17 protein-coding genes, 1 tRNA gene and 1 pseudogene are annotated in these 21113 nt (G+C 35.1%); 4 read left to right on the plus strand and 15 right to left on the minus strand.

Annotated features, from left to right (window positions below; genetic code table 11):
* Positions 1 to 3: 3 nt before the first annotated feature.
* The 14 genes and pseudogenes from QZU81_RS06565 to aroA all read right to left on the minus strand — a co-directional run bounded on the left by QZU81_RS06565 (position 4) and on the right by aroA (position 12960).
* Positions 4 to 879 (minus strand): zinc ribbon domain-containing protein, encoded by an 876-nt coding sequence (locus QZU81_RS06565; protein WP_295590525.1) that lies wholly within the window; start codon positions 877 to 879, stop codon positions 4 to 6.
* Positions 880 to 892: 13 nt separating this feature from the next.
* Positions 893 to 3154: a DHH family phosphoesterase gene (locus QZU81_RS06570; RefSeq protein WP_292851522.1), complete on the minus strand. Its 2262-nt coding sequence runs from the start codon at positions 3152 to 3154 to the stop codon at positions 893 to 895.
* Between the two features lie 14 nt (positions 3155 to 3168).
* Positions 3169 to 3684: a hypothetical protein gene (locus QZU81_RS06575; RefSeq protein WP_295590527.1), complete on the minus strand. Its 516-nt coding sequence runs from the start codon at positions 3682 to 3684 to the stop codon at positions 3169 to 3171.
* Positions 3685 to 3770: 86 nt separating this feature from the next.
* The gene (locus tag QZU81_RS06580) at positions 3771 to 4136 is read right to left on the minus strand and encodes a desulfoferrodoxin family protein (RefSeq protein WP_292823249.1); all 366 of its coding nucleotides are present in this window, start codon (positions 4134 to 4136) and stop codon (positions 3771 to 3773) included.
* A gap of 55 nt (positions 4137 to 4191) precedes the next feature.
* Positions 4192 to 4563: a Fe-S cluster assembly scaffold protein NifU gene (gene nifU / locus QZU81_RS06585; protein WP_295590529.1), complete on the minus strand. Its 372-nt coding sequence runs from the start codon at positions 4561 to 4563 to the stop codon at positions 4192 to 4194.
* Between the two features lie 2 nt (positions 4564 to 4565).
* A complete protein-coding gene (nifS, locus tag QZU81_RS06590; protein ID WP_295590532.1) occupies positions 4566 to 5774 on the minus strand; it encodes a cysteine desulfurase NifS in 1209 nt (402 codons plus the stop codon).
* 64 nt (positions 5775 to 5838) lie between these two features.
* A pseudogene (locus QZU81_RS06595) lies at positions 5839 to 7038 on the minus strand (O-acetylhomoserine aminocarboxypropyltransferase/cysteine synthase family protein); the annotation flags it as partial.
* A gap of 212 nt (positions 7039 to 7250) precedes the next feature.
* Complete coding sequence (gene cysS / locus QZU81_RS06600) at positions 7251 to 8597, minus strand: cysteine--tRNA ligase (protein ID WP_292823257.1); 1347 nt, start codon at positions 8595 to 8597, stop codon at positions 7251 to 7253.
* Positions 8598 to 8629: 32 nt separating this feature from the next.
* Positions 8630 to 8700, minus strand: a tRNA-Cys gene (locus QZU81_RS06605).
* Positions 8701 to 8772: 72 nt separating this feature from the next.
* Positions 8773 to 9147, minus strand: a complete 375-nt coding sequence (locus QZU81_RS06610) for a transcriptional regulator (RefSeq protein ID WP_295590535.1) — start codon at positions 9145 to 9147, stop codon at positions 8773 to 8775.
* Positions 9148 to 9158: 11 nt separating this feature from the next.
* On the minus strand, positions 9159 to 9863 hold the full coding sequence (gene cysE / locus QZU81_RS06615; protein WP_292851507.1) for a serine O-acetyltransferase: 705 nt from the start codon (positions 9861 to 9863) through the stop codon (positions 9159 to 9161).
* A gap of 61 nt (positions 9864 to 9924) precedes the next feature.
* Positions 9925 to 10872, minus strand: coding sequence for a cysteine synthase A (cysK, locus tag QZU81_RS06620; RefSeq protein WP_292851504.1), 948 nt, complete (start codon positions 10870 to 10872; stop codon positions 9925 to 9927).
* Positions 10873 to 11014: 142 nt separating this feature from the next.
* Complete coding sequence (gene nth / locus QZU81_RS06625) at positions 11015 to 11644, minus strand: endonuclease III (protein WP_295590539.1); 630 nt, start codon at positions 11642 to 11644, stop codon at positions 11015 to 11017.
* On the minus strand, positions 11641 to 12960 hold the full coding sequence (gene aroA, locus QZU81_RS06630; RefSeq protein ID WP_295590542.1) for a 3-phosphoshikimate 1-carboxyvinyltransferase: 1320 nt from the start codon (positions 12958 to 12960) through the stop codon (positions 11641 to 11643). The genes nth and aroA overlap by 4 nt, the downstream gene beginning before the upstream one ends.
* A 44-nt stretch (positions 12961 to 13004) precedes the next feature.
* Here aroA and QZU81_RS06635 point away from each other — a divergent pair, with 44 nt between their 5' ends.
* From QZU81_RS06635 to QZU81_RS06650, 4 genes are all read left to right on the plus strand, one after another.
* A complete protein-coding gene (locus QZU81_RS06635) occupies positions 13005 to 13571 on the plus strand; it encodes a sugar O-acetyltransferase (RefSeq protein WP_295590544.1) in 567 nt (188 codons plus the stop codon).
* Positions 13572 to 13704: 133 nt separating this feature from the next.
* Positions 13705 to 14292, plus strand: a complete 588-nt coding sequence (locus QZU81_RS06640; RefSeq protein WP_295590546.1) for a TetR/AcrR family transcriptional regulator — start codon at positions 13705 to 13707, stop codon at positions 14290 to 14292.
* 430 nt (positions 14293 to 14722) lie between these two features.
* On the plus strand, positions 14723 to 16894 hold the full coding sequence (locus QZU81_RS06645; RefSeq protein WP_295590548.1) for a hypothetical protein: 2172 nt from the start codon (positions 14723 to 14725) through the stop codon (positions 16892 to 16894).
* Positions 16895 to 16987: 93 nt separating this feature from the next.
* Entirely contained in the window at positions 16988 to 18169 is a 1182-nt protein-coding gene (locus tag QZU81_RS06650) for a tetratricopeptide repeat protein (protein ID WP_295590551.1), read from the plus strand.
* Between the two features lie 78 nt (positions 18170 to 18247).
* Here the strand turns inward: QZU81_RS06650 and QZU81_RS06655 are convergent, their stop codons facing one another.
* Positions 18248 to 20962 (minus strand): valine--tRNA ligase, encoded by a 2715-nt coding sequence (locus QZU81_RS06655; RefSeq protein WP_295590554.1) that lies wholly within the window; start codon positions 20960 to 20962, stop codon positions 18248 to 18250.
* Positions 20963 to 21113: the final 151 nt, after the last annotated feature.

Here is a 21113-nt window from a genome sequence, read left to right on the forward strand (position 1 = left end):
GAATCACTGCCTAAGAATATTTTTAATGTTTTTAACTGATTTTCTTAACAACTTTCTATTCTTAACATTATTGCCGCAATTTGGACAAAATTCAGTATCCCAATCCAAAATTTCACCACAGGAACAAACAATTTTTGATTTTATTATCCTTTGAGGATTAAGTGGCCTTTGACAATTTCTGCAGAATTTAGAACTTAGGGGATTTTTATATCCGCAAACACAGACGATAAGTGAATTCTCATTGTTTAAATTGGCTCCACACTCTGTACAAAAGGATGAAGTTATCTCATTCAATGTGGAGCATGTGCACAATATTGCGGAGTCGTTTAACTGACCATAGTTCTGCAACGGCAATCCGCAGTTACGGCAAAATTGAGCGAATTTCTCATTTTCTTCACCGCAAAAACAGAATTTTGAGTCTTTGAATTCCAAATTAAAATTGCTGTAATTGTCTGAATCCACATTTTCATTGCGTAATTTTCTACCGCACATCTCACAAAATATGTTGTCTTTAGGATTCACTGTTCCACATTCGCACAGTATGTTGTCTATGGAAAATTGAGGTTTGGATTTCTTTTTTAAAATCCTGGATAGTTTACTTGGAGCTCTTTTAGCTCCGCACATATAACAATATTCATTATCAACATGATTCAAATAGCCGCAGGAACATATTTCATACTTGAAATCATCCCTCTTTGATAATATATATGGAGAAAAATCAATATCAAAATCAAAAAATCCGATATCATGAATCGGCGGTATGAATACACAATCGTCATTGGTTGCGGGATAAATTGTTTTTGACCCACATTTGGAACAGTAAGGTTCATTTGGAAGTATTCTATGACCGCACTTTTTACAATAATTCTCTAAAACCATTTGAATCTAGATTTCACTTTTTAGATAAAGATTGAACTTCCTCTACAACTTTGTATAAAACTTCTTCTCCAAGCCCTTCAATATATTTAATGGACCCCGCACATTCATGGCCTCCTCCGTCAATGCCTGCTTGAGGAACCCTTTCAATCATGGTAGTTACAATCTCGTTTACATTGAAACCGTATTGCTCATTGACAGCGTCGGTTGCTCTGAATACTCCAAAATCAGGACCATGGCCCAATGTTACAATCGGTTTATCCTCGCCCAATTCTTTAATTATCCTATCATGGACAAAACCGCAGGTTTTACCTGGAGCAGGGAATGTGAATTTATGTGCGTATTTTTCAACATCGATAAGATTGAAGTAAATTCCGTTTTCAAGTTGGGTTCTTTTAATGTTCGGAAGAGCTGCTTTAAGTTGAGTATCGACACGTCTTTGATATTCCTTATATAAAGCATCAATCATTTTAGGATGTTTATCCAAGTTATCTACAGCTAAAATGGTGTCCATTATTCCTCTACCATTCATAAATCTTAAGAAATAAGCTTCAAAATCGACACATTCAGCCACTTTTGCCAAATGTTCTCTGCTAAATCCTTTTTCTTCTGCAAGTTTTAAATATTGATAGACCTCACCGCATTCAGCACGGTCTCCCAATGCAGCAATTGCTGGCAAATGCTTAATTAAATCTTTTACATTAGGGTTTATGAGATGTGCAACTTCTGTTGCAAGACATCCTGCAGTTAACTGTGAATCTCCTCCAACCAAATATGGATTGACATGTGTGTCAACATATTCATCAACTGCAACTGTGGCTCCATATATTTCGCCATCCCTTTCATCTTTTGTTAATAAGTCGCCAGGTGAATGGTGGTCTATTACAACCACTTCAATATCATAAATTTTGGCCTGCATTAATGCAACTATATCCTCTTCAGTGGATCCGTTGTCTAAAAGTACAATAAGAGGTAATTTCTGGCCATGCCTTTCCTGGTCCTCAAGAGCGAATGACAAATCCTTAACAACATCTTCCAATTCATAAAACGGAGCTTTACTTGGAGACCTTTTGAAATAATAATATTGAGCATCATTGCTTGGATTTTCCTTTTCTATTAATGGAATAATTGCTTTTTCCATTGCAACTCCAGAACAGATTCCATCAGCATCATTATGATGTCTAATTAATATAGTCCTGCCATCGAGTATTGCTCTTCTAATCTTTTGTGCAGCCTCTCTCATTTTTGGTTTAAGTCTGTTTAAAACATCACTTTTGACCAAGAAATCAACATGTTGTGGTTCGGCTTTCTTATTTAATGCATCGTCAATTAATTTATGTAGCTTGATGGAGTTTTCCTGACTAAGCTTTATCATTGAAGATGACTCAATCTGTGTTTTTCCACCATGTTCGTTGACTTCACCTATAACCTGAACCGCATCTCCAAGTTCTATTTCAGGATATGACCTCTCGCCAGCCTTATCAAAAGCTGCAATTTCAGCGGTTCCGCTTTCATCACTAATTATGAATATTGTAGGGCCTGAAGTCTGTTGAATTTGCTGCACTTCACCATCAATTCTAACAATTTTTCCCTTTTTCTCTTCAAGCTTATTGATTAGGGTTCTTGGAACTGAAATTGTCATTCTCTTAAGGTTATACTCTTCAACATGAGCCGGTGCAAAATCAATCTTTCCTTCTCTTGATTTGATTGAGGTTATGAATACGATAATCTCATCACCGACATGATAATGGTCAACTTCACCTCTCATCAGTCCCCATACATTATTGTTCAATGAAACAAAAGCACCATAGCGTTCTATTCTTGTAATTTTTCCCCTGTATAATCTATCCTTATCAATATCTTTCATTTGACACATTGAATCTAAAACGTATACATCGCGGGCAGCTCTACGGCGAGCTTCAAACTCATCATGTTTCATTTTTTCAACCTTCCTTTTCTCCTTGCAGTCCTCACACAAATCATGTTCTTCGCTGAGTAGCTTGCCGCAATCTCTGCAAACATTGATTTGACCTGTTCCATGACATTGAGGGCATTCCTCAAAAACTTCGACTTGCCCTTTACCATTGCATGCTTCACATGGAATATCCTCTTCACCGCCTAGGTCAAATTTTGCCCGGGCATTGCTGTTAACACCTTTAAAATGATTTCCTATATCGAAAGCATCTTCTTCAAAACCAGTTCCTCCACAGGCTTCGCATTCCTTATAGTCCACTACAACTGATCCTATTCCTTTACATTTTGGACATTTAGTCTTCAATTTAAAACCCCTTATCAAAATAATGAATTTCCCTTAAATAATTTTGGATTTTCTTTAACTAATGTATCACGCTGATCTTGATACTTAGTTGCTTCATAAATTAAATCATTTGCCTCTGAAGCATAATTTGTTCCAGTATAATTTGAATTAACTTCAAAACAATCTATTGACTCTTTTAATTTATCAACGGCCTGGAGCTTTAACTCCAATTCACGAATGACAGTATCAATATACTCATCTTGAATATCGTTTACATCAGATGAAAAATTATTCTTAATATCATTTAGCTTATCCAAACTATCATTGTAATTATTGCCTGCAGATATCGCCTTATTCCTTGATTCATCGAAACTTCTACTGTTCACTAAAATAACGGCTTCATTATAATCATTGTCACCATTAACAATTGAATCGCTAATATCTGGCATGGTTTTATTTATACTGTCTACTGAACTGTCAATCAGCACGACCGCTGCCGAAATAATCAGTAAAACTGCAACAAAAATTATTAATTTGCTATAACTAGACACGATATTATTTGTGTAAAAAGATGTTATTAAAATTTTTCATGACAAAAATAAATAAAAAAAGAGAAGTTTAAAAATGAATTTTAAACTTATTCTGCAGACCAAAGACCGTGTAAATTACAGAATGCTAATACTTTCATGTCTTCAGTGCAGTTTATAGTGAAAGTTGCTTCTGGAGCATCACCAGGTTTAAAGTGTTTGATGTATTGTTCACAATTGGATTCAACTAGTACAAATTGAATGTAATGGTCGTCATCCATTGGGTGAGCAGCTTCACCGACTTTAACGGTTACTTTGTTGCCGTCGAGTTCGACTACTGGTTTGTGTTTAGGTGATTTTTCACCTTCAGTTTGTATAGGGAATGCGAGCATATGTTCAGAACATGCTTTTTCATCACCTTTAGCTAAAAGTTGGACAATACTTCCACAGTCATTACATTTTAAAATTTTTACCATAATAAAACATCTCCTTATTAAGTTAAAGTTATTTTATTTGACAAAGTATTTATTACTATTGATTATTTTCTTGATAATTTTCAATAGCTGCCTGAAGACCGTCTGCTGCAAGGTTTGAACAATGCATCTTTACAGGTGGAAGACCGTCTAATTCGTCTGCAACATCGTTTCTAGATATTTGTAAAGCTTCATCAATTGTTTTTCCAACTGCAATTTCAGTAATCATACTGCTTGTTGCAATAGCTGCACCGCAACCAAATGTCTGGAAGGAAATATCCTGAATTACATCATCTTCAACTTTAATGTAAATTGTCATTAAATCTCCACAGGTCGGGTTTCCGACAGTGCCGACACCATTTGCATCTTCCATTTTTCTACAGTTTCTAGGGTTTGCAAAGTGATCCATTACTTTTTCTGAATAATCCATTTTTAACACATCCTACAGTCATCGCCGTGTTTTTTACACATTACTCCGTCATAATCTATATCCTGATTCCATAAAGGAGACATTTGTCTTAATCTTGAAACGGATTGTGCGACAGTATCTACAAATTCATCAACATCAAACTTATCGCTTTCAGGTGCTAAAGAAATTCTTAAAGAACCATGAACATCAACAGGATCAAGGCCTAAAGCTGTTAGAACAGGAGATGCTTCTAATTTGTTTGATGAACAAGCAGAACCAGTTGACGCCTGATAGCCTTTTGCATCCAATAAAAGAATTAAGGATTCTCCTTCAATAGCTTTAAATCTGAAGTTGACAAGATTTGGCAATCTGTTTTCCATGTCTCCATTAACATGCGCTTCAGGGATTGTGGATAACACCTTGTCGATTAGCTCATCTCTAATGGAAGACAATTTTTCTTGGTGTTCTTCCAATTGATTTGCTGCCAATTCGCATGCTTTTCCAAATCCGACAATTCCAGGCACATTTTCAGTTCCTGATCGGATTCCTTTTTCCTGACCTCCGCCGTGTATAAGAGGTATAAGGCGAACCCCTTTCTTGATGTATATTGCTCCAACACCTTTTGGACCATTAATCTTATGGGAAGATAAAGATAGCAAGTCTACATTTAGTTTTTCAACATCCACTTCAATTTTACCAAAAGTTTGAACTGCATCAGTGTGGAATATGATGCCTTTCTCACGTGCAATCTTACCGATTTCTTCAATTGGTTGAATGGTTCCAATCTCATTGTTACCATGCATAATTGTAATTAAAATTGTATCATCGGTTATTGCTTCCTCTAAATCTTCAACTTTGATGATTCCATTTTCATATACTGGCAAATAAGTGACTCTGAAGTCAAATCCTTCTAAAAATTTTAAGGTATCTTTTATAGCGGGATGTTCAATTTCAGTGGTAATGATATGTTTACCTTGATTAAGATATTTGAAAGCAATACCTTTAAGGGCCATATTATCTGATTCTGAACCTCCGCTTGTGAAGATAATCTCTTCTGGTTTAGCGTTAAGTGCATCAGCCACTCTTTGACGAGCCAAATCCAATGCCTTTTTTGATTCACGACCATATTTATAAAGGGTTGAGGGGTTACCGAACTCTTCCATGAAATATGGTTTCATTTCTTCAAAAACTTCTTTGCTAACCTGTGTAGTTGCTGAATTATCTAAATACATTCTCCATCTCCCAATTGTCTTTTTTTAAATTTTTCTATTATTTTTAATTAACAAAAATGTAAGTTTAGTCAAGACTGTCAAGTGCTTGACTTAAATCATCAATTAGATCATTAACATCCTCTAAACCTATGGATAATCTGATAAAGTCCGGTGTAACACCTGTTGCTTCTTGCTCTTCTGGAGTTAATTGCTGATGTGTTGTACTTGCAGGGTGAATTGCAAGACTTTTTGCATCTCCGATATTTGCAAGAATTGAGAATAATTCTAATTTTTCAATGACCTTTCTACCTGCTTCTTCCCCACCTTCAACACCAAATCCTAAAATACCTGCAAAATTGTCTTTCAAGTATTTTTTATTGATTTCATAAGTTGGATGAGATTCTAAACCTGGATAGTTTACCCATTTAACTTTCGGATGAGCTTCCAAGAATTTTGCCACTTTAAGTGCATTTTCTGAGTGTCTTTTTACCCTAACATCAAGACTTTCAAGTCCTTGTAAGAATATGAAACTATGAACTGGAGCTTGGGTTGCACCGAGATCCCTTAAAAGTCTTGCTCTTATCCTTACGGTAAATGCAAGGTTTCCAAGTTCAGGCACATCTCCAAAGGAATCCCAAAATACGATTCCATGGTAACTTGGGTCCGGTTCAGTGAAGTTTGCAAATTTACCGTTTCCCCAGTTGAATTTACCTGAATCCACAATATATCCTCCAACTGCAGTACCATGACCCCCGACATATTTGGTTGCAGATGCTGCAATAACATCAGCACCATGTTCCAGTGGCCTTACTAATCCTACACCAACAGTATTGTCAACTATTAATGGAATGTCATGTGAATGTGCGATTTCCGCAAGAGCTTCAAAATCAGGAACATCCAATTTTGGATTTCCGATAGATTCCACATATATTGCCTTGGTCTTTTCATCAATTGCATCTTCAAATGCTTGTAAGTCCTGTGAGTTGACGAATTTTACTTCTCTTGCAAGATCTCTGAAGGTGTAATTGAATAATTGGTATGTTCCTCCGTAAAGGTTGTCTGCAGATACGATGTTGTCTCCAGGTTCGGTTACATTTAATATTGCATATGAAATTGCTGCAAGACCACTTGATGTTGAAATACCTGAGTTACCACCTTCAATAGCAGCAATTCTTGCTTCGAAAACATCACTGGTAGGGTTAGTTAATCTGGAGTAAATTTGTCCAAATTCTTGAAGGGCGAATCTTCTTGCAGCCTCATCTGAGTCTTTAAATACATATGAATTTCAGTAAAATATATCACGTGTTATATTCACTATATAACAATAGTTATTTTTTATATATAAATGTTTTGGTATACCTAAAAAAAGAACAGTAAAATTAATTATAACTTATGTTATACCAACATAACATATGTTATTTTTAGTATTTAAAGATTGTCATTGAAAAATTTATTAAATTCAAAAAAAAATTAAAAAAAAAGAGGAGAAAAATCTCCTTAATCGTTTATCTCATAACCTAAGGACTGTAGGTTTTCACGAATTTTATCAGATAAATCATATTGTTTGTTAGCTCTTAGTTCAGATCTAACATCAGAAATTAAATCAAGTAAATCATCAGACCCGGCATTTACCTCTTCAACTTCAAAGCTAACACCAAAAATATGTGCCGCATCATCTAAGAATGCTTTAATAGCTACTTTATCTTCATCAGAATATGAATCTAAATCATTTTTAGTATCATTGATTAATCCAAAGATTGCCGCAATAGCCTTTGGAGTATTAAAGTCATCATCCATACTGTCAAAGAATTCTTTTTTATGAGGAGCCAACACATCACTTTCATTAATTTCCTCACCCACTTCAACATCCAAAAGCTCATAATATTTTCTAATCCTATCCAAACTTTTTTCAGATTGGTGGAGTGAATCTTTGGAAAAGTCAATTGGGCTTCTATAGTGAGTTGAAAGTACAAAGAATCTGAATGTTTCGGCAGCATAATCTTTTAATAATTCACGGATTGTAATGAAGTTATTTAAGGATTTTGACATTTTTTCTCCATTAACATTTAAAAATCCAGTGTGCAACCAGAATTTTACCATTGGAGCTTTGCCTGAAACAGCCTCCATCTGTGTAATTTCCGCTTCGTGGTGCGGGAAAATCAAATCGAGTCCGCCACCGTGAGCATCATATTGAGGTCCGAAGTAGTATTCGGTAATTGCAGTATCCTCAATGTGCCATCCAGGTCTTCCGTCACCCCATGGGGATGGCCAAGTTGGTTCATCCACACCTTCACGTTTTTTCCAGAGCGCAAAGTCCTGTGGATTCTTTTTAGTGGTCTCTGCAATGTCTCTGTGAGATTCCAATTCTTCAACATTTCTGTTGGATAATTTACCGAATTCAGGGAATTTATCTATTTCAAAATAGACTCCGTCTTCGGTTTCATAAGCGAAACCCTTATCAATTAATCTTTGAATTTGGTCTAAGATTTCATCAACGTGATCGGTTGCTCTTGCAAATAAATTAACGCCGTTTACATTTAATTTATTCATGTCTTCAATGTATCTTTTTTCAAACTTGCGAGCTAATTCATTTGCTGGAATTCCGCTTTCTTTTGATCTGTTGATAATCTTGTCATCAATATCAGTGATATTTTGAATGTAGAATACAGCATATCCTTTGTATTCCAAATATCTTTTTATAGTATCGAAAGAAATGTATGTTCTTCCATGTCCAATATGAGCATCATCATAAACTGTTGGACCGCAAACAAATAAGTTAACTCTATTTTTATTAATAGTCACAAAATTCTCTTTACTGCGAGTTAAAGTTGAATAGACGTCCATAAAAAATAACCTCAAAAAATAGTAATTAAAAAAGGCAAGTGAGGGACTTGAACCCCCGTATTATGGTCTGCAGCCACACACCTAGCCACTCGGTAAACTTGCCACTTAAAATTAAAGTATAATAAAATATTGGTAATTGATAGTTTAAATAGTTTACTATTATTTCCAATATTTTTTAATTTACTTCAGAACCTAAACAAGATTGACAATCCTCACCAAGGTCAGATTTGTCAATATTAAGTTGTTTCAAAACGTCGGATATCTCAACATGATGGCAAATATTGCAGGTTCTTGGAATTAATTGCGCTTTTGTGGCTTCGCCAACAGATAACTCACGAGCAAATTCATGAATCATTCCACGAACATCATCGTTAAGTTTAATTCCACTACCACGTTTGTCAGTAATGTACTGTGATACAGCAGGTTGAGTTATATCCATAAGTTCAGAAACATCTTTTTGTTTCATTCCTAAGTTCAAAAGCTCTTTAGCTAATTCTGACCTAATAGCCGGTATAACATACCAAACTACAATTTCGCAAGGTGGTTTCATTTTTCATCACTTCATTTGAATAAATCTTCTAACTCTTCTTGTTCATCTCTAATATCTCTCGCAAAACAAATTTCATTCTTATCATATAAAATTTGGATGTGCTTATCAGTTTCTTCGAGATGTTGTTCAAGGGTTCTAATTGCTTTTGCAACAGGGTCTGGAAGTTTATTGTGATCTAAATCAACTTTATCGTGAGATACGCCTTTACATTTAACAATACGTCCAGGAACACCAACACATGTTGATTCAGGAGGAACATCCTTTAAAACAACTGCACCGGTCCCAATTTTAGAATATTCACCGATTGTAATATTACCCATCACTTTAGCACCGGCACCTATGATAACTCCTCTTTCAATAGTAGGGTGTCTTTTAGTTTTTTCTGTACTTGTTCCACCAAGAATTACTCCTTGATAAATCAATACATCATCACCAACAATTGCAGTTTCTCCAACAACAACTCCCATACCATGGTCAATAAATACTCGTTTACCGAATGTTGCACCAGGGTGGATCTCAATGCCTGTAATAAATCTAGCTAAATTAGAGTTCATACGTGCAAGCAGCTTTAAAGAATGATTCCACAACCAATGGCTAACTCTATGCATCAATAATCCATAAAATCCAGGGTAGCACAAAAAAATCTCCAGAGTGCTACGGGCCGCAGGATCTTTATCTTTAATAGCTTGGATTTCAGCCCTTAAATCATTGAACATCGATAAACCTCAATTATTTTATACTTTAATTTTATATAACATATGGTATATATACTTATTCTTATTCAAATAACCAATCTACGGAGAGATATCTTTCACCGTTATCTGGTAAAATTGCTATAATTCTTTTACCTTTATTTTCTTCTTTTTTAGCCAAATCTAAAGCAGCCCAAGTTGCAGCTCCAGATGAAATACCTGAAAAGATACCTTCTTTTTTAGCAAGTGCAATTAAGGTGTTTCCAGCATCCTCATTTGCAACTGGAATAATCTCATCAATTACGCTTTCATCATATATTGATGGGACAAAACCTGCACCGATTCCTTGAATTTTATGAGGTCCTTTTTCACCTTTACCTAATGTCTGTGAGTCTTTAGGTTCCACTGCTACAATTTTAACACCTGGAACTTCTTCTTTTAAGACTTTTCCAATTCCGGTTATTGTTCCACCAGTACCTACACCGCCGATAACAATGTCAACTTTTCCTTCAGTATCTCTTAATATTTCCTGAGCAGTAGTTTCCTCATGGATTTTTACATTAGCAGGATTGTCAAATTGACCCAATATAATGGAATCAGGAGTCTCTTCATTTAATTCATTTGCTTTTGCAATAGCTCCACCCATTCCTTCTGAACCAGGAGTCAATACAATTTCAGCACCTAAAACACTTAAGAATTTCCTTCTTTCAATGGACATGGTTTCAGGCATGGTCAATATTAACTTGTAACCTTTAGCAGCTGCCGCAAATGCAAGGCCAATACCTGTGTTTCCACTTGTCGGTTCGATGATTGTAGCACCTGGTTTGAGCAAGCCCTTCTCTTCCGCATCTTCAATCATTGCAACAGCAACACGGTCTTTTACACTTCCAGTTGGGTTGAATGATTCAATTTTTACATCAACTTCCGCTTCTAATCCTTCTGTTAGATTATTTAATCTTACAATTGGAGTGTTTCCAATAGCATCAGTAATACTATCATATACTCCTCTTTTTAATTCTGGAACTTTCGCCATATTTTTATCTCCTTAACTAATTTATTTATTTTATATTTTAATATTAAAAAAGCTTATTTTAAAGTTATAACACATGTTATTATAACTATTGTTATATAACATTGTTTTAGTTTATAAATGTTTTGGTATGACTAAAAAATTATTAAACATTATTTTCAAAATAGTCGCAAATGTCAGTGCATGGACAAATTTCACACTGAGGACCGATTGGCTTGCAGATATTCTGGCCAAACTGAACCATCAAATCATTTAATTTAATCCATAATTCTTCCGGAGCGATTTTGCACAATTCAACCTCGGTATCTTCAGGGTCTTTGGTATCAACCAAACCTAGTCTATTTGAAATCCTGTGAACATGAGTATCAACAGGAATTGCAGGAAGCTCAAAGGCAAAAACCATTACGCAGTTGGCTGTTTTTCTGCCAACACCAGGAAGCTTTACCAGCTCTTCGACAGTATCTGGAACTTCCCCTCCATACTGGTCAATCAAAATCTGTGAAACTTCAACAATTCTGGCAGCTTTAACATTATAAAAACCTGCAGGCCTAATCAATTCCTTAATATCATCAATTGGAGCTTCAACAACTTCATAAATATCCTTATATTTAGAAAACAAATTATTTGTGGCCTGATCGGTATTTTCATCCCTAGTTCTTTGAGAGAGAATTGTCCTGATTAAAACTTGGTATGGATCATGGTCTAAAAATGTTCTAATTTCAAATGTATCGTCTAAAATTTCAACCAGCTTAATTACACGTTCCTCTTTATTCATTCAACCAACTCCAATTCAAATCCGAGTTCAGACATAGATTCAATAAAATTCGGGAAGGAAACATCAAATACTTCCCCATTTGTAATTTGAATATCATGCTTCAATCCGATCAGGGAAAATGCCATGGCTAGCCTGTGGTCTCCATGGGAATCAACAACTCCTGAACCTACTCCTCCAGTTATGCTCATTCCATCCTCATATTCTGTTAATTTGCAGCCTAACTTTTCAAGTTCACGGCAAGTCGTATCAATCCTATCAGTTTCCTTAACTCTCGCATGGGCAACACCAGTGATATTTGTTGTTCCTTCAGCCATAGCCGCCAAAACAGCGACGGTAATCAATAAATCAGGAGCATTTGACAAATCAACATCAATAGCTTTCAGATTTCCGTTTGATGCGATTTCAACATAGTCATCACCCCTTACAATAGTGGCGCCCATCTGCTGGAGAATATCTAGAATTACCTTATCTCCTTGCTTGGAATCCCTAAATAAATTTTTGATTTTAGCCTTTCCACCATTGATGGCAATCAATGAAAGTAAATAAGATGCTGAAGAGTAATCTCCTTCAACGGTGTAATCACAGGCAACATAATCCTGTTTCATTACTTTAAATTCATCAATTTTGCAGCTTTTGACCTCTTTATCGCAGTTGTCATGCTTTAAATAATAAATTTTTATAGGCCTGACACCGAATTTCCTCATAATGTCCAATGTCATATTCACATAAGGTTTTGATTTGAATTCGGGCAAAACATACAATGAAACTCCCAATTCAGACAAAGGAGCGGAAATTAGAATTGAAGAAATGAATTGGGAACTGACATTTCCATAAATATTGGTCTCACCTCCAAGGTAGCCCGGCTTAATTAAAATCGGTGCCTTGTCATTATCATTCAATGATTCCGTTTCAACACCCAATGAATACAATGCACCCATAAGCAATCCCATTGGCCGGGTCTTGAGGGAATCATCACCTGTCAATATGACTTCATTATCGCTCAAAGCGGCTACTGAAGTCATCAATCTTAAAGTAGTTCCAGAATTCGCCAAATCGATTGGTTCAGATGAAGAGTTATGCAAGTTACCGCCTGTTCCTACTATCTCCAAATAATCTCCATTTTTTGTTATTTGAGCACCTAAAGCTTCACAAACCCTAATTGAAGATAATGTGTCTTCAGAGTAAAGCATATCATAAAGCTTTGATTTACCTTTTGCAAGAGAAGCTAAAATAACTGCCCTGTGTGAATAGCTTTTGGAAGGAGGTGCCTTTACGGTTCCTCCGATTTCTGAAATATTTTTTACTTTAAGAATCATTTTATCAAATAATATTTTTAATTTAAATTATAATATATTTAACTATGAACGAAATGGAAAAAATGCAAGCCGGACTTGAATACTGCTATGATGATGAAGAGATATCTCTAATGAAACTACATGCAATCGAAAATGCCAATATCTTCAATTCACTTGATGAAGATGACCTGGAAAAGCAGCATGAAGTGTTGAGCGAGATTTTGGGTGCAGTAGGTGAAAAAGTATGGATTGCTAAACGATTCTGCTTCGACAACGGCAAAAACATTTTCATAGGCAACAATTTTACTGGAAACTTCAATCTGACAATCCTTGATATAAAAGAAGTATACATTGGAGATAACGTGATGATTGGTCCGAATACTACAATAACAACCGTTGGCCATCCTTTATCCCCTAAAAAAAGGCGTGAGCATTTGGGCCATGCATCGGAAATCAGAATCGGCAATGACGTTTGGTTGGGTGCCAACGTGACAATTCTTCCCGGAGTAAACATCGGCAATAATGTGGTTGTTGGTGCAGGTGCAGTGGTTACTAAAGACATTCCCGACAATTCACTGGCTCTTGGAGTCCCTGCAAAAGTTATTAGAAAAATTGAAAATGATATTGACTGAATCCAACAATATTATAAAAAAATTGAGAAAGTAAAAACATTACCATATATTTTTAATATATTTAAAATAGATTATTAAATAACTAATTTAATTTTGCATTTATACCTTTATTGCAATAATGGGAGTTGTAACAATGAACGATTTCAACAGCACTGATGAAAAAATTATACAGGCAACATTCACTATCCTTCAAGAAGAGGGTTTGACCAAAGCAACTACCAAAAAAATAGCTGCCGAAGCGGGCGTGAATGAAGTAACAATTTTTAGAAAGTTTCAAAACAAAAACAATCTGGTTGAAATTACAAAGGAGCACTATCTTGAAATATTTCTTGAGAAATTAGCGGAGATTTTTGAATTTAATGATGAGGATGAAATCGAAGGATACCTTCAAAGCAATTTCATTGGCCTTTTGGACCTTTCAGAAAGTGATTTCAGCATTATCAGAATAGCCATGGAAGAAGTTAGAGACACTCCTGAGAGAAAACAATTGATTTCAAGAATCACCACGACTGTAATCGATAAATTAGAAGAGTTTTTCCTATCACAGGTTGAAAAAGGAAAAATCAGGCCCGTAGATTGCAGAGTGTTGGCGGGAATGTGTTTCAGTATAACATTTCAATCCATTATCTTATGGAAAATATATGACATGAAGCCTAGCGTTGAAACAGACCAATACGGCAATCATTTCTTGGACATATTATATAATGGAATTAAAGCTTAATTTTAATTATTTTTTTAAATAAACTTTTATTTTTTCTTTTTTTGTTGATTAAAGATGTAAGTGAGCACTTACATTCGAGAATCTTTATATATTGAGGGTTTCATATTATAACCTATACTTTGAATTTAAAAAAATCATTGATAAATTAGGTGATAATATGCACGCTAGAGAAAATATGTACTTGAAAAATATTCTATTCTTATTAATCAGCTCATTACTTTTATTTGGAGTCTTATTATACTAATTATTTAATTCAAAATGATTATTCAGACCATTTAACAATAATAACTGTTAACATGAACTGTAAACGACAGCGAATTTCAATATCCAAATTCGCTCTCTTAACTTCAAACTTATTAGCTTTGCAAACTATTCATTATTTTAATATGCTTTGAAACAAAAAGTATATTATATTCTTAAAGGGGAGGATATGTTGAATAAAAAATTTTTATTGGTTTTAATGTTCTTTCTTATAATGTCCATTTCGGCAGCAAATGCACACGACAACATTACAAATGATACTGGCGTTTATGATAATCAAAATCATTTAACATTAGAAAATAGCGTCGAAATCTGTGATTTCACAGATCTGAATGATGAGATTGGCAAAATCACAACTGGCGGAAACTTAACATTGCAAAAGGATTATAAATACAATTCCAACGATTCAGATTACAAAGATGGAATACAAATCACTAAAGACAATATTGTAATTGACGGAGCAGGACACACAATTGACGGAGCGGGACAAGCCCGAATATTCAATATAACCTCAAACAACATCACCATGAAAAACATAAATTTCATAAATGGATATTCAAATGGAACTGGGGGAGCAATATCCTCACTTAACAATTTAAACATATTAAATTCCACATTTTATAATAATAGTGCAAATAAATCAGGTGGGGCAGTATTCATCGAAAATTCCGTTTCAAATTGCAAAATCAATTCAACATTCATTAATAACAGCGCATATAACGGCGGCGCGATATATCTTAATAGTCAAACCTCCAATAACACAATAAATGGATACTTTGAAGGCAATGTTGCTGAAAGGGCAGGTGGTGCAATATATGTCAAAGGAAAATCTTCCAACAACACAATTGCATCCGAGTTTTATGACAACCGTGCAAACAAAGCCAGCGGCGGAGCAATATTTTTCTATAATCTGGCCGAAAACAATCAATTTGAAAGCATTTTCAGATACAATTACGGAATCTATGGTGCAGGAATCTTCTTTTACAACAAAGCAAACAACAATAAATTCAATTGTGATTTCAGATTTAATGTAGCCAAATCATGTGGAGGTGCAATCTTTTTCCACAACACCACAAACAACAATAACTTCACAGGCTGCTTCATCAACAACACCGCTTTAGGACAGGTTGATGAAATAAACGGCAATGGCGGAGGAATAACATTCAAGGACATATCAAGCAATTGCATATTAACCTGTGAGTTTATTAACAATACTGCAGCTAAAAACGGAGGCGGCATAAACTATAGGCAAACTCCTTGCAATATAACATTGAATTGTAATTTCATCAACAACAATGCAAATATCGGAGGAGGAGTAAACTTCTTTGAAAGTTTTGAAAATGTATCATTTAACGGTGACTTTGTAGGCAATCATGCCCTTTATGGTGGTGCAATAGCCATTAAAAACGGAAAAATTGAAAACGTTTCATTTATTGGCAATCTTGCTGAAATAAGCGGTGGAGCAATTTATTTCGACAGTAACGGGACAATAACAAACTGTAATTTCACCAACAACAAGGCCTTACTCATGGGCGGATCAGTTTACTTTAATGAAACCGGAACAGTCAACAAATCCTCTTTTAAAAACAATAATGCTTATGAAGGCGGAGCGATATACTCCTGCGGAAATTTAGAAATCAACAATTCACAATTTAAAGGCAATACAGCAACTTTAAAAACAAATCATATAAGTTTAAAGGAAAATGCTACAATCAAATTGAAAAATGTTTCTCCAGAAAAAATTGGTCCAATCTCTGTTTCAGACAATATAAAAGTTGCTGCAAGCAACAAAGCTTATGTAATCAACTATGGTGGCAAATACTCCGTTACCGTTAAGGACATTAAAAACAACTTAGTTTCCGGGGCAAAAGTAACATTCATATTGAATGGCAAAACCATAGGAAAAGCCACTACAAAATCCAAAGGTGTTGCCACAATTACATTGACTGCAAAAATGCTTAAAACCGCAAAGGCTGGTAAAAGGAACCTTGTCATTAAGGCCAGCAACTCAAACTACTACACTGTCAGCAAAACAGTTAAGATAACAATCAGCAAGGAAAAAACAAAAATCACAGCTAAAGCAAAAAAATTCAAAAAATCATTGAAAACCAAAAAATATACAGTGATCTTAAAGAACAGCAAAGGAAAACCGGTTAAAAAAGTGAGCGTCAGCCTAAAAGTTAAAGGAAAAACATATTATGCAAAAACAAGCAGCAAAGGAAAAGCAACATTCAAAATCAAAAAATTAACCAAAAAAGGCAAGTTTAATGCTTCAGTAACCTACAAAGGAAGCAAATACTATGCAAAAGCTACCAAGAAAGTTAGAATAACAATAATCTAACCGATTAATCTAACCATCACCAACCAACCCACCTGAAAACTGAAAGTGTAAATAATATAATAACAAATTATATATTACTTAGGTTGTGTTATTATGGATGCCGTTACCAAAGAAAAATTGAAATTAGCACAAAGATTCAAAAAGGAAAACAAAATTGACGAAGCGGAAGAAATCTATAGGGAATTTTGGGAAAAAACACCAGAAGGTTTCTCTGAATTTGACAAGACTTCTTTTAGCTGGCTTTTATACAACAAATACATTAAGAATAATGATGATCTTGATGAAATAACAGAAAATGCCGAGTTAATCACTGAAGTTAAAAAACAGCAAAATCAGTCCAAAGACAGTAAATATCCTTGTCCATATACATTAACTGTTTTAAAAGTTCTTGAACTATTAAACAAAAACAACGACTTTGAAGAAGTTGTAATGTGGGCAGAAAAAATCAATCCAGATTATTTAAGCGAAAAGGCCAGCGACTTTAACGGAAGAAAATATCCTTCAAACAAGGAAAAATACTACAGCCAATTAACAAAGGCACTTTTGAAGCTTGATGATATCGATACCTGCTATGAATTATCAAAAGAGGCTCTCGAATTAGAAGAATTGACTGACGATACCTGGTTTAATTGGAGATTGGCCAAATGCGCTAACGAACTTGGGGAATATGATGAAGCAATCGATTACCTTAAGAAAATGATTGCCAAAAAACCTGATTGGTACATGAAGGCTGAAATAGCCAACAGCTATTATTTCAAAGGGGACTTTGAAAATTCCCTAAATTATGCAATTGATGGGGTTCTGACACCAGCTCCAAGCGAAAGCAAAGTGAATGTATATTCCTTGATTGCTGATTTGATTGAAGATGAGTATCCTGAAGAGGCTTTAAAACATAGATATTTAGAATACAGCATCAGACTCAACAAAGAATGGAACATTGATGATAGACTAACCGAGGAAATAGAAAATGCAGGCCTTGACACGGAAAATACCCAATATTGGAAAATCGAAAAGGAACTTAAAGGATTCTGGAATGATTTGAAATACAAAAATCAGGAAATCCAATACGGTATAATCAGCAAGATCTTGCCTCATGGAAAGGCAGGATTCATCCAAGCTGAAGACGGCAAGTCATACTACTTTAAAAAATATGAATTTAAAGGAAGCAATGATGAACTCCATGAAATGACAAGCGTCAGCTTCTATCTTGAAGAAGGCTTCGATAAGGCTAAAAATGAAGTTAAAATGAATGCAGTAAATATTCATACCATTTAACCAGAAAAATTAAAAATAGCTATTATCCATTAATAGCTTTTAACTTATTTTTTTAAAAAAAGAAAATAGGGGAAGTAATTATCTAATTACTTCAACAATCATGTCTAAGTTTTCGGATTGTAAGATATCCACTTTTTTACCGGATGCTCCAACAATCTCCTTTTTGATATTTAACATATCTTCAGGCACTACAATTTCACCAATTGTAAGTTCATGGTTCTCTTCTAAAACGGAACCTATCTCATCAATGTCGGTTGATTTCAAATAGCCTATGATTTTACCGGCATCCTTTTTGAATGTTGGTCCGATTTGGGACATGTCCGGTTCAACCTCAATGATTTTTTCATGAACTTCAGGTTTTCCTTGGCTGATTGCTAAATCATTGATTTTTAAAGTACCTTTAATATCGTCTCCGAATTCATTAAATATATCAACTAATGAATCATCGGAAGTAAATACATTTACTTCAGCCAGTTCCGCATTTAATGGGATTTTTGAAGCTGACTTGAATCTTCTTACTTCATCAATCAATTCAACAGCAGTTTCACCTTTAACTTCCATCTCTTCGCTGATTAGCTCATCATAAACTTCAGGCCATGAAGTTTTGTGGATTGACTCATCTGAGAAGTATTGGTATACTTCTTCTGTAAAGAATGGAGCAATTGGAGCTAATAATTTAAGGGATGTTTCAACAACGGTTCTTAAGGTGTATTTTGCAGCTCTTCTTGATTCGTCGGATACGTCTGTGTATAATCTGTATTTTACAGCTTCAATATATTCATCACAGAAATCGTGCCAGAAGAACCTTTCAATGGAAGTAATAGTTTCTGCAAAGTTATAATCAGCAAACGCCTTATCAACAGTGACATTCAAATTGTTAAGCTTTGATAAAATCCATAAATCGATTGGTCCCAAATTATCTTTAACGTCATCATATGATACTTCTTCATCAAAGATTTGCATGCTAATGAACCTGAATGCATTCCAGAATTTCCTCAGGAATCTGAATCCATGTTTGATGTCTTTCCAATCAAATATTACATCAGATCCAGGTACGCTGTTGGCTGCCCAAGTTCTTAACGGGTCAGCACCGTACTTTTCAATTACCTCTTCAGGACCTACTACGAATTCTGGTCTTGATTTACTCATCTTGTTTCCATCTTCACCGAATACCATACCATTGATTACAATGTCGTCAAATGGCTTTTGGCCGGTCAATGCTATACATCTGAGAGTAGTATAGAATGCCCATGTACGGATGATATCGTGTCCTTGTGGACGGAGATTGGATGGGAAATGATTTACATAATCTTCATCAGGCCAACCTGCAATGGACAATGGTGAAATTGATGAATCCATCCAAGTATCAAGCACATCTTCTTCTGGGATAAATTCTTCACATCCGCATTCACATGCATGTTTTGGCTTATCTACAGTTGGATCAATAGGCAAATCTTCTGCGTCAGGCAAAATTACCTTTCCACAGTCTTTACAGTACCACACTGGAATTGGAGTTGCAAATATTCTTTGTCTTGATATACACCAGTCCCATTCCATGGAATCTGCCCAGTTTAGCATACGGGATTTCATGTGGTCAGGCACCCATTTCATTTCATCTGCTGCGACTTTGGTCTTATCGATTAAGTCCCTTACCGCTACAAACCATTGCTTTTTAACAAGAATCTCAATAGGGGTTTTACATCTCCAGCATTGCCCTACATTTTGGTCAACCTCTTCCTGTTTTAAGAGGTAACCTTCACTGTCCAAATCTTCAATTGTCTGTTTTTTACAGGTTTGCAAGTCCATTCCTTCATATCTTCCTGCGGCAGATGTTAATGTACCTGTCTCATCAATTGCATTGATGATTTCCAAATCATATTTTTGAACCCAGCTTACGTCAGTCTTGTCCCCGAAGGTACAAATCATTACTGCACCTGTACCGAATTCAGGGTCCACTTCCTCATCTGCAATGATTTTTACTTTTTGATGTGATAATGGAACTTCCACATATTTGCCTAAAAGGTGAGTGTATCTTTCATCTTCAGGGTGAATTACTACAGCAACACATGCAGACATCAATTCAGGACGGGTTGTTGCAATCAATATTCCTTCGGTTTTAGGGTCAGCTTGCTTGCCGGATGCCTGTGATGATGCGATGTCATCATATGAATCTTCCACAGCAGGAGGGAAGTTAACATAATTTAAGAATGTTGTGTTGTCACCGTATTCAACTTCTGCAAAAGCAATAGCTGTTTGACAACGAGGACACCAGTTTACAGGGTGGATTCCCTGATAAATCAATCCATCTTCGTACATTTTTAAAAATGAATATTGTGTTCTTCTCATGTACTCAGGAGTCATTGTAACGAACTCACGAGTCCAGTCCTGTGAATAACCCATTGCCTTCATGTCCTTTTTCATGCTTGCAATGTTCTTGCCTGTTAAATCAATACAGTATTGTCTGAATTGGGCTCTTGAAACATCATTTTTATTAATATTATAAGTTTCTTCAACTTTTACTTCAGTCGGAAGACCGTGGCAGTCCCATCCTTGTGGGAACAACACGTCAAATCCTTTTTGTCTTCTGTATCTTGCATCCATATCCATATAAACCCAATTTAAGACATGTCCTAAATGAATTGCTCCTGTTGGATATGGTGGGGGAGTATCGATAACATATCTAGGACGAGATCCGTCTCCAATGTATTTGTAGACGTTTTCATCTTCCCATTTCTTCTCCCATTCTTTTTCTTTTTTAAAATCATAGTCTTTAGGAATTTCTTGGTTTGACATATATTTTCTCCTAATAAGTATAAGTAAAAATAATATTATTAGATATGTAGTTTCTTATTTAAAAATATTAAGTAAAAATATCAAATATAGATAAGTATATTATATAATAAAATCAAATTATTAATATTATCAATTTATTAAAAGGACTGTT

It is taken from the genome of uncultured Methanobrevibacter sp., from assembly GCF_902770715.1.
GTDB lineage: Archaea > Methanobacteriota > Methanobacteria > Methanobacteriales > Methanobacteriaceae > Methanocatella.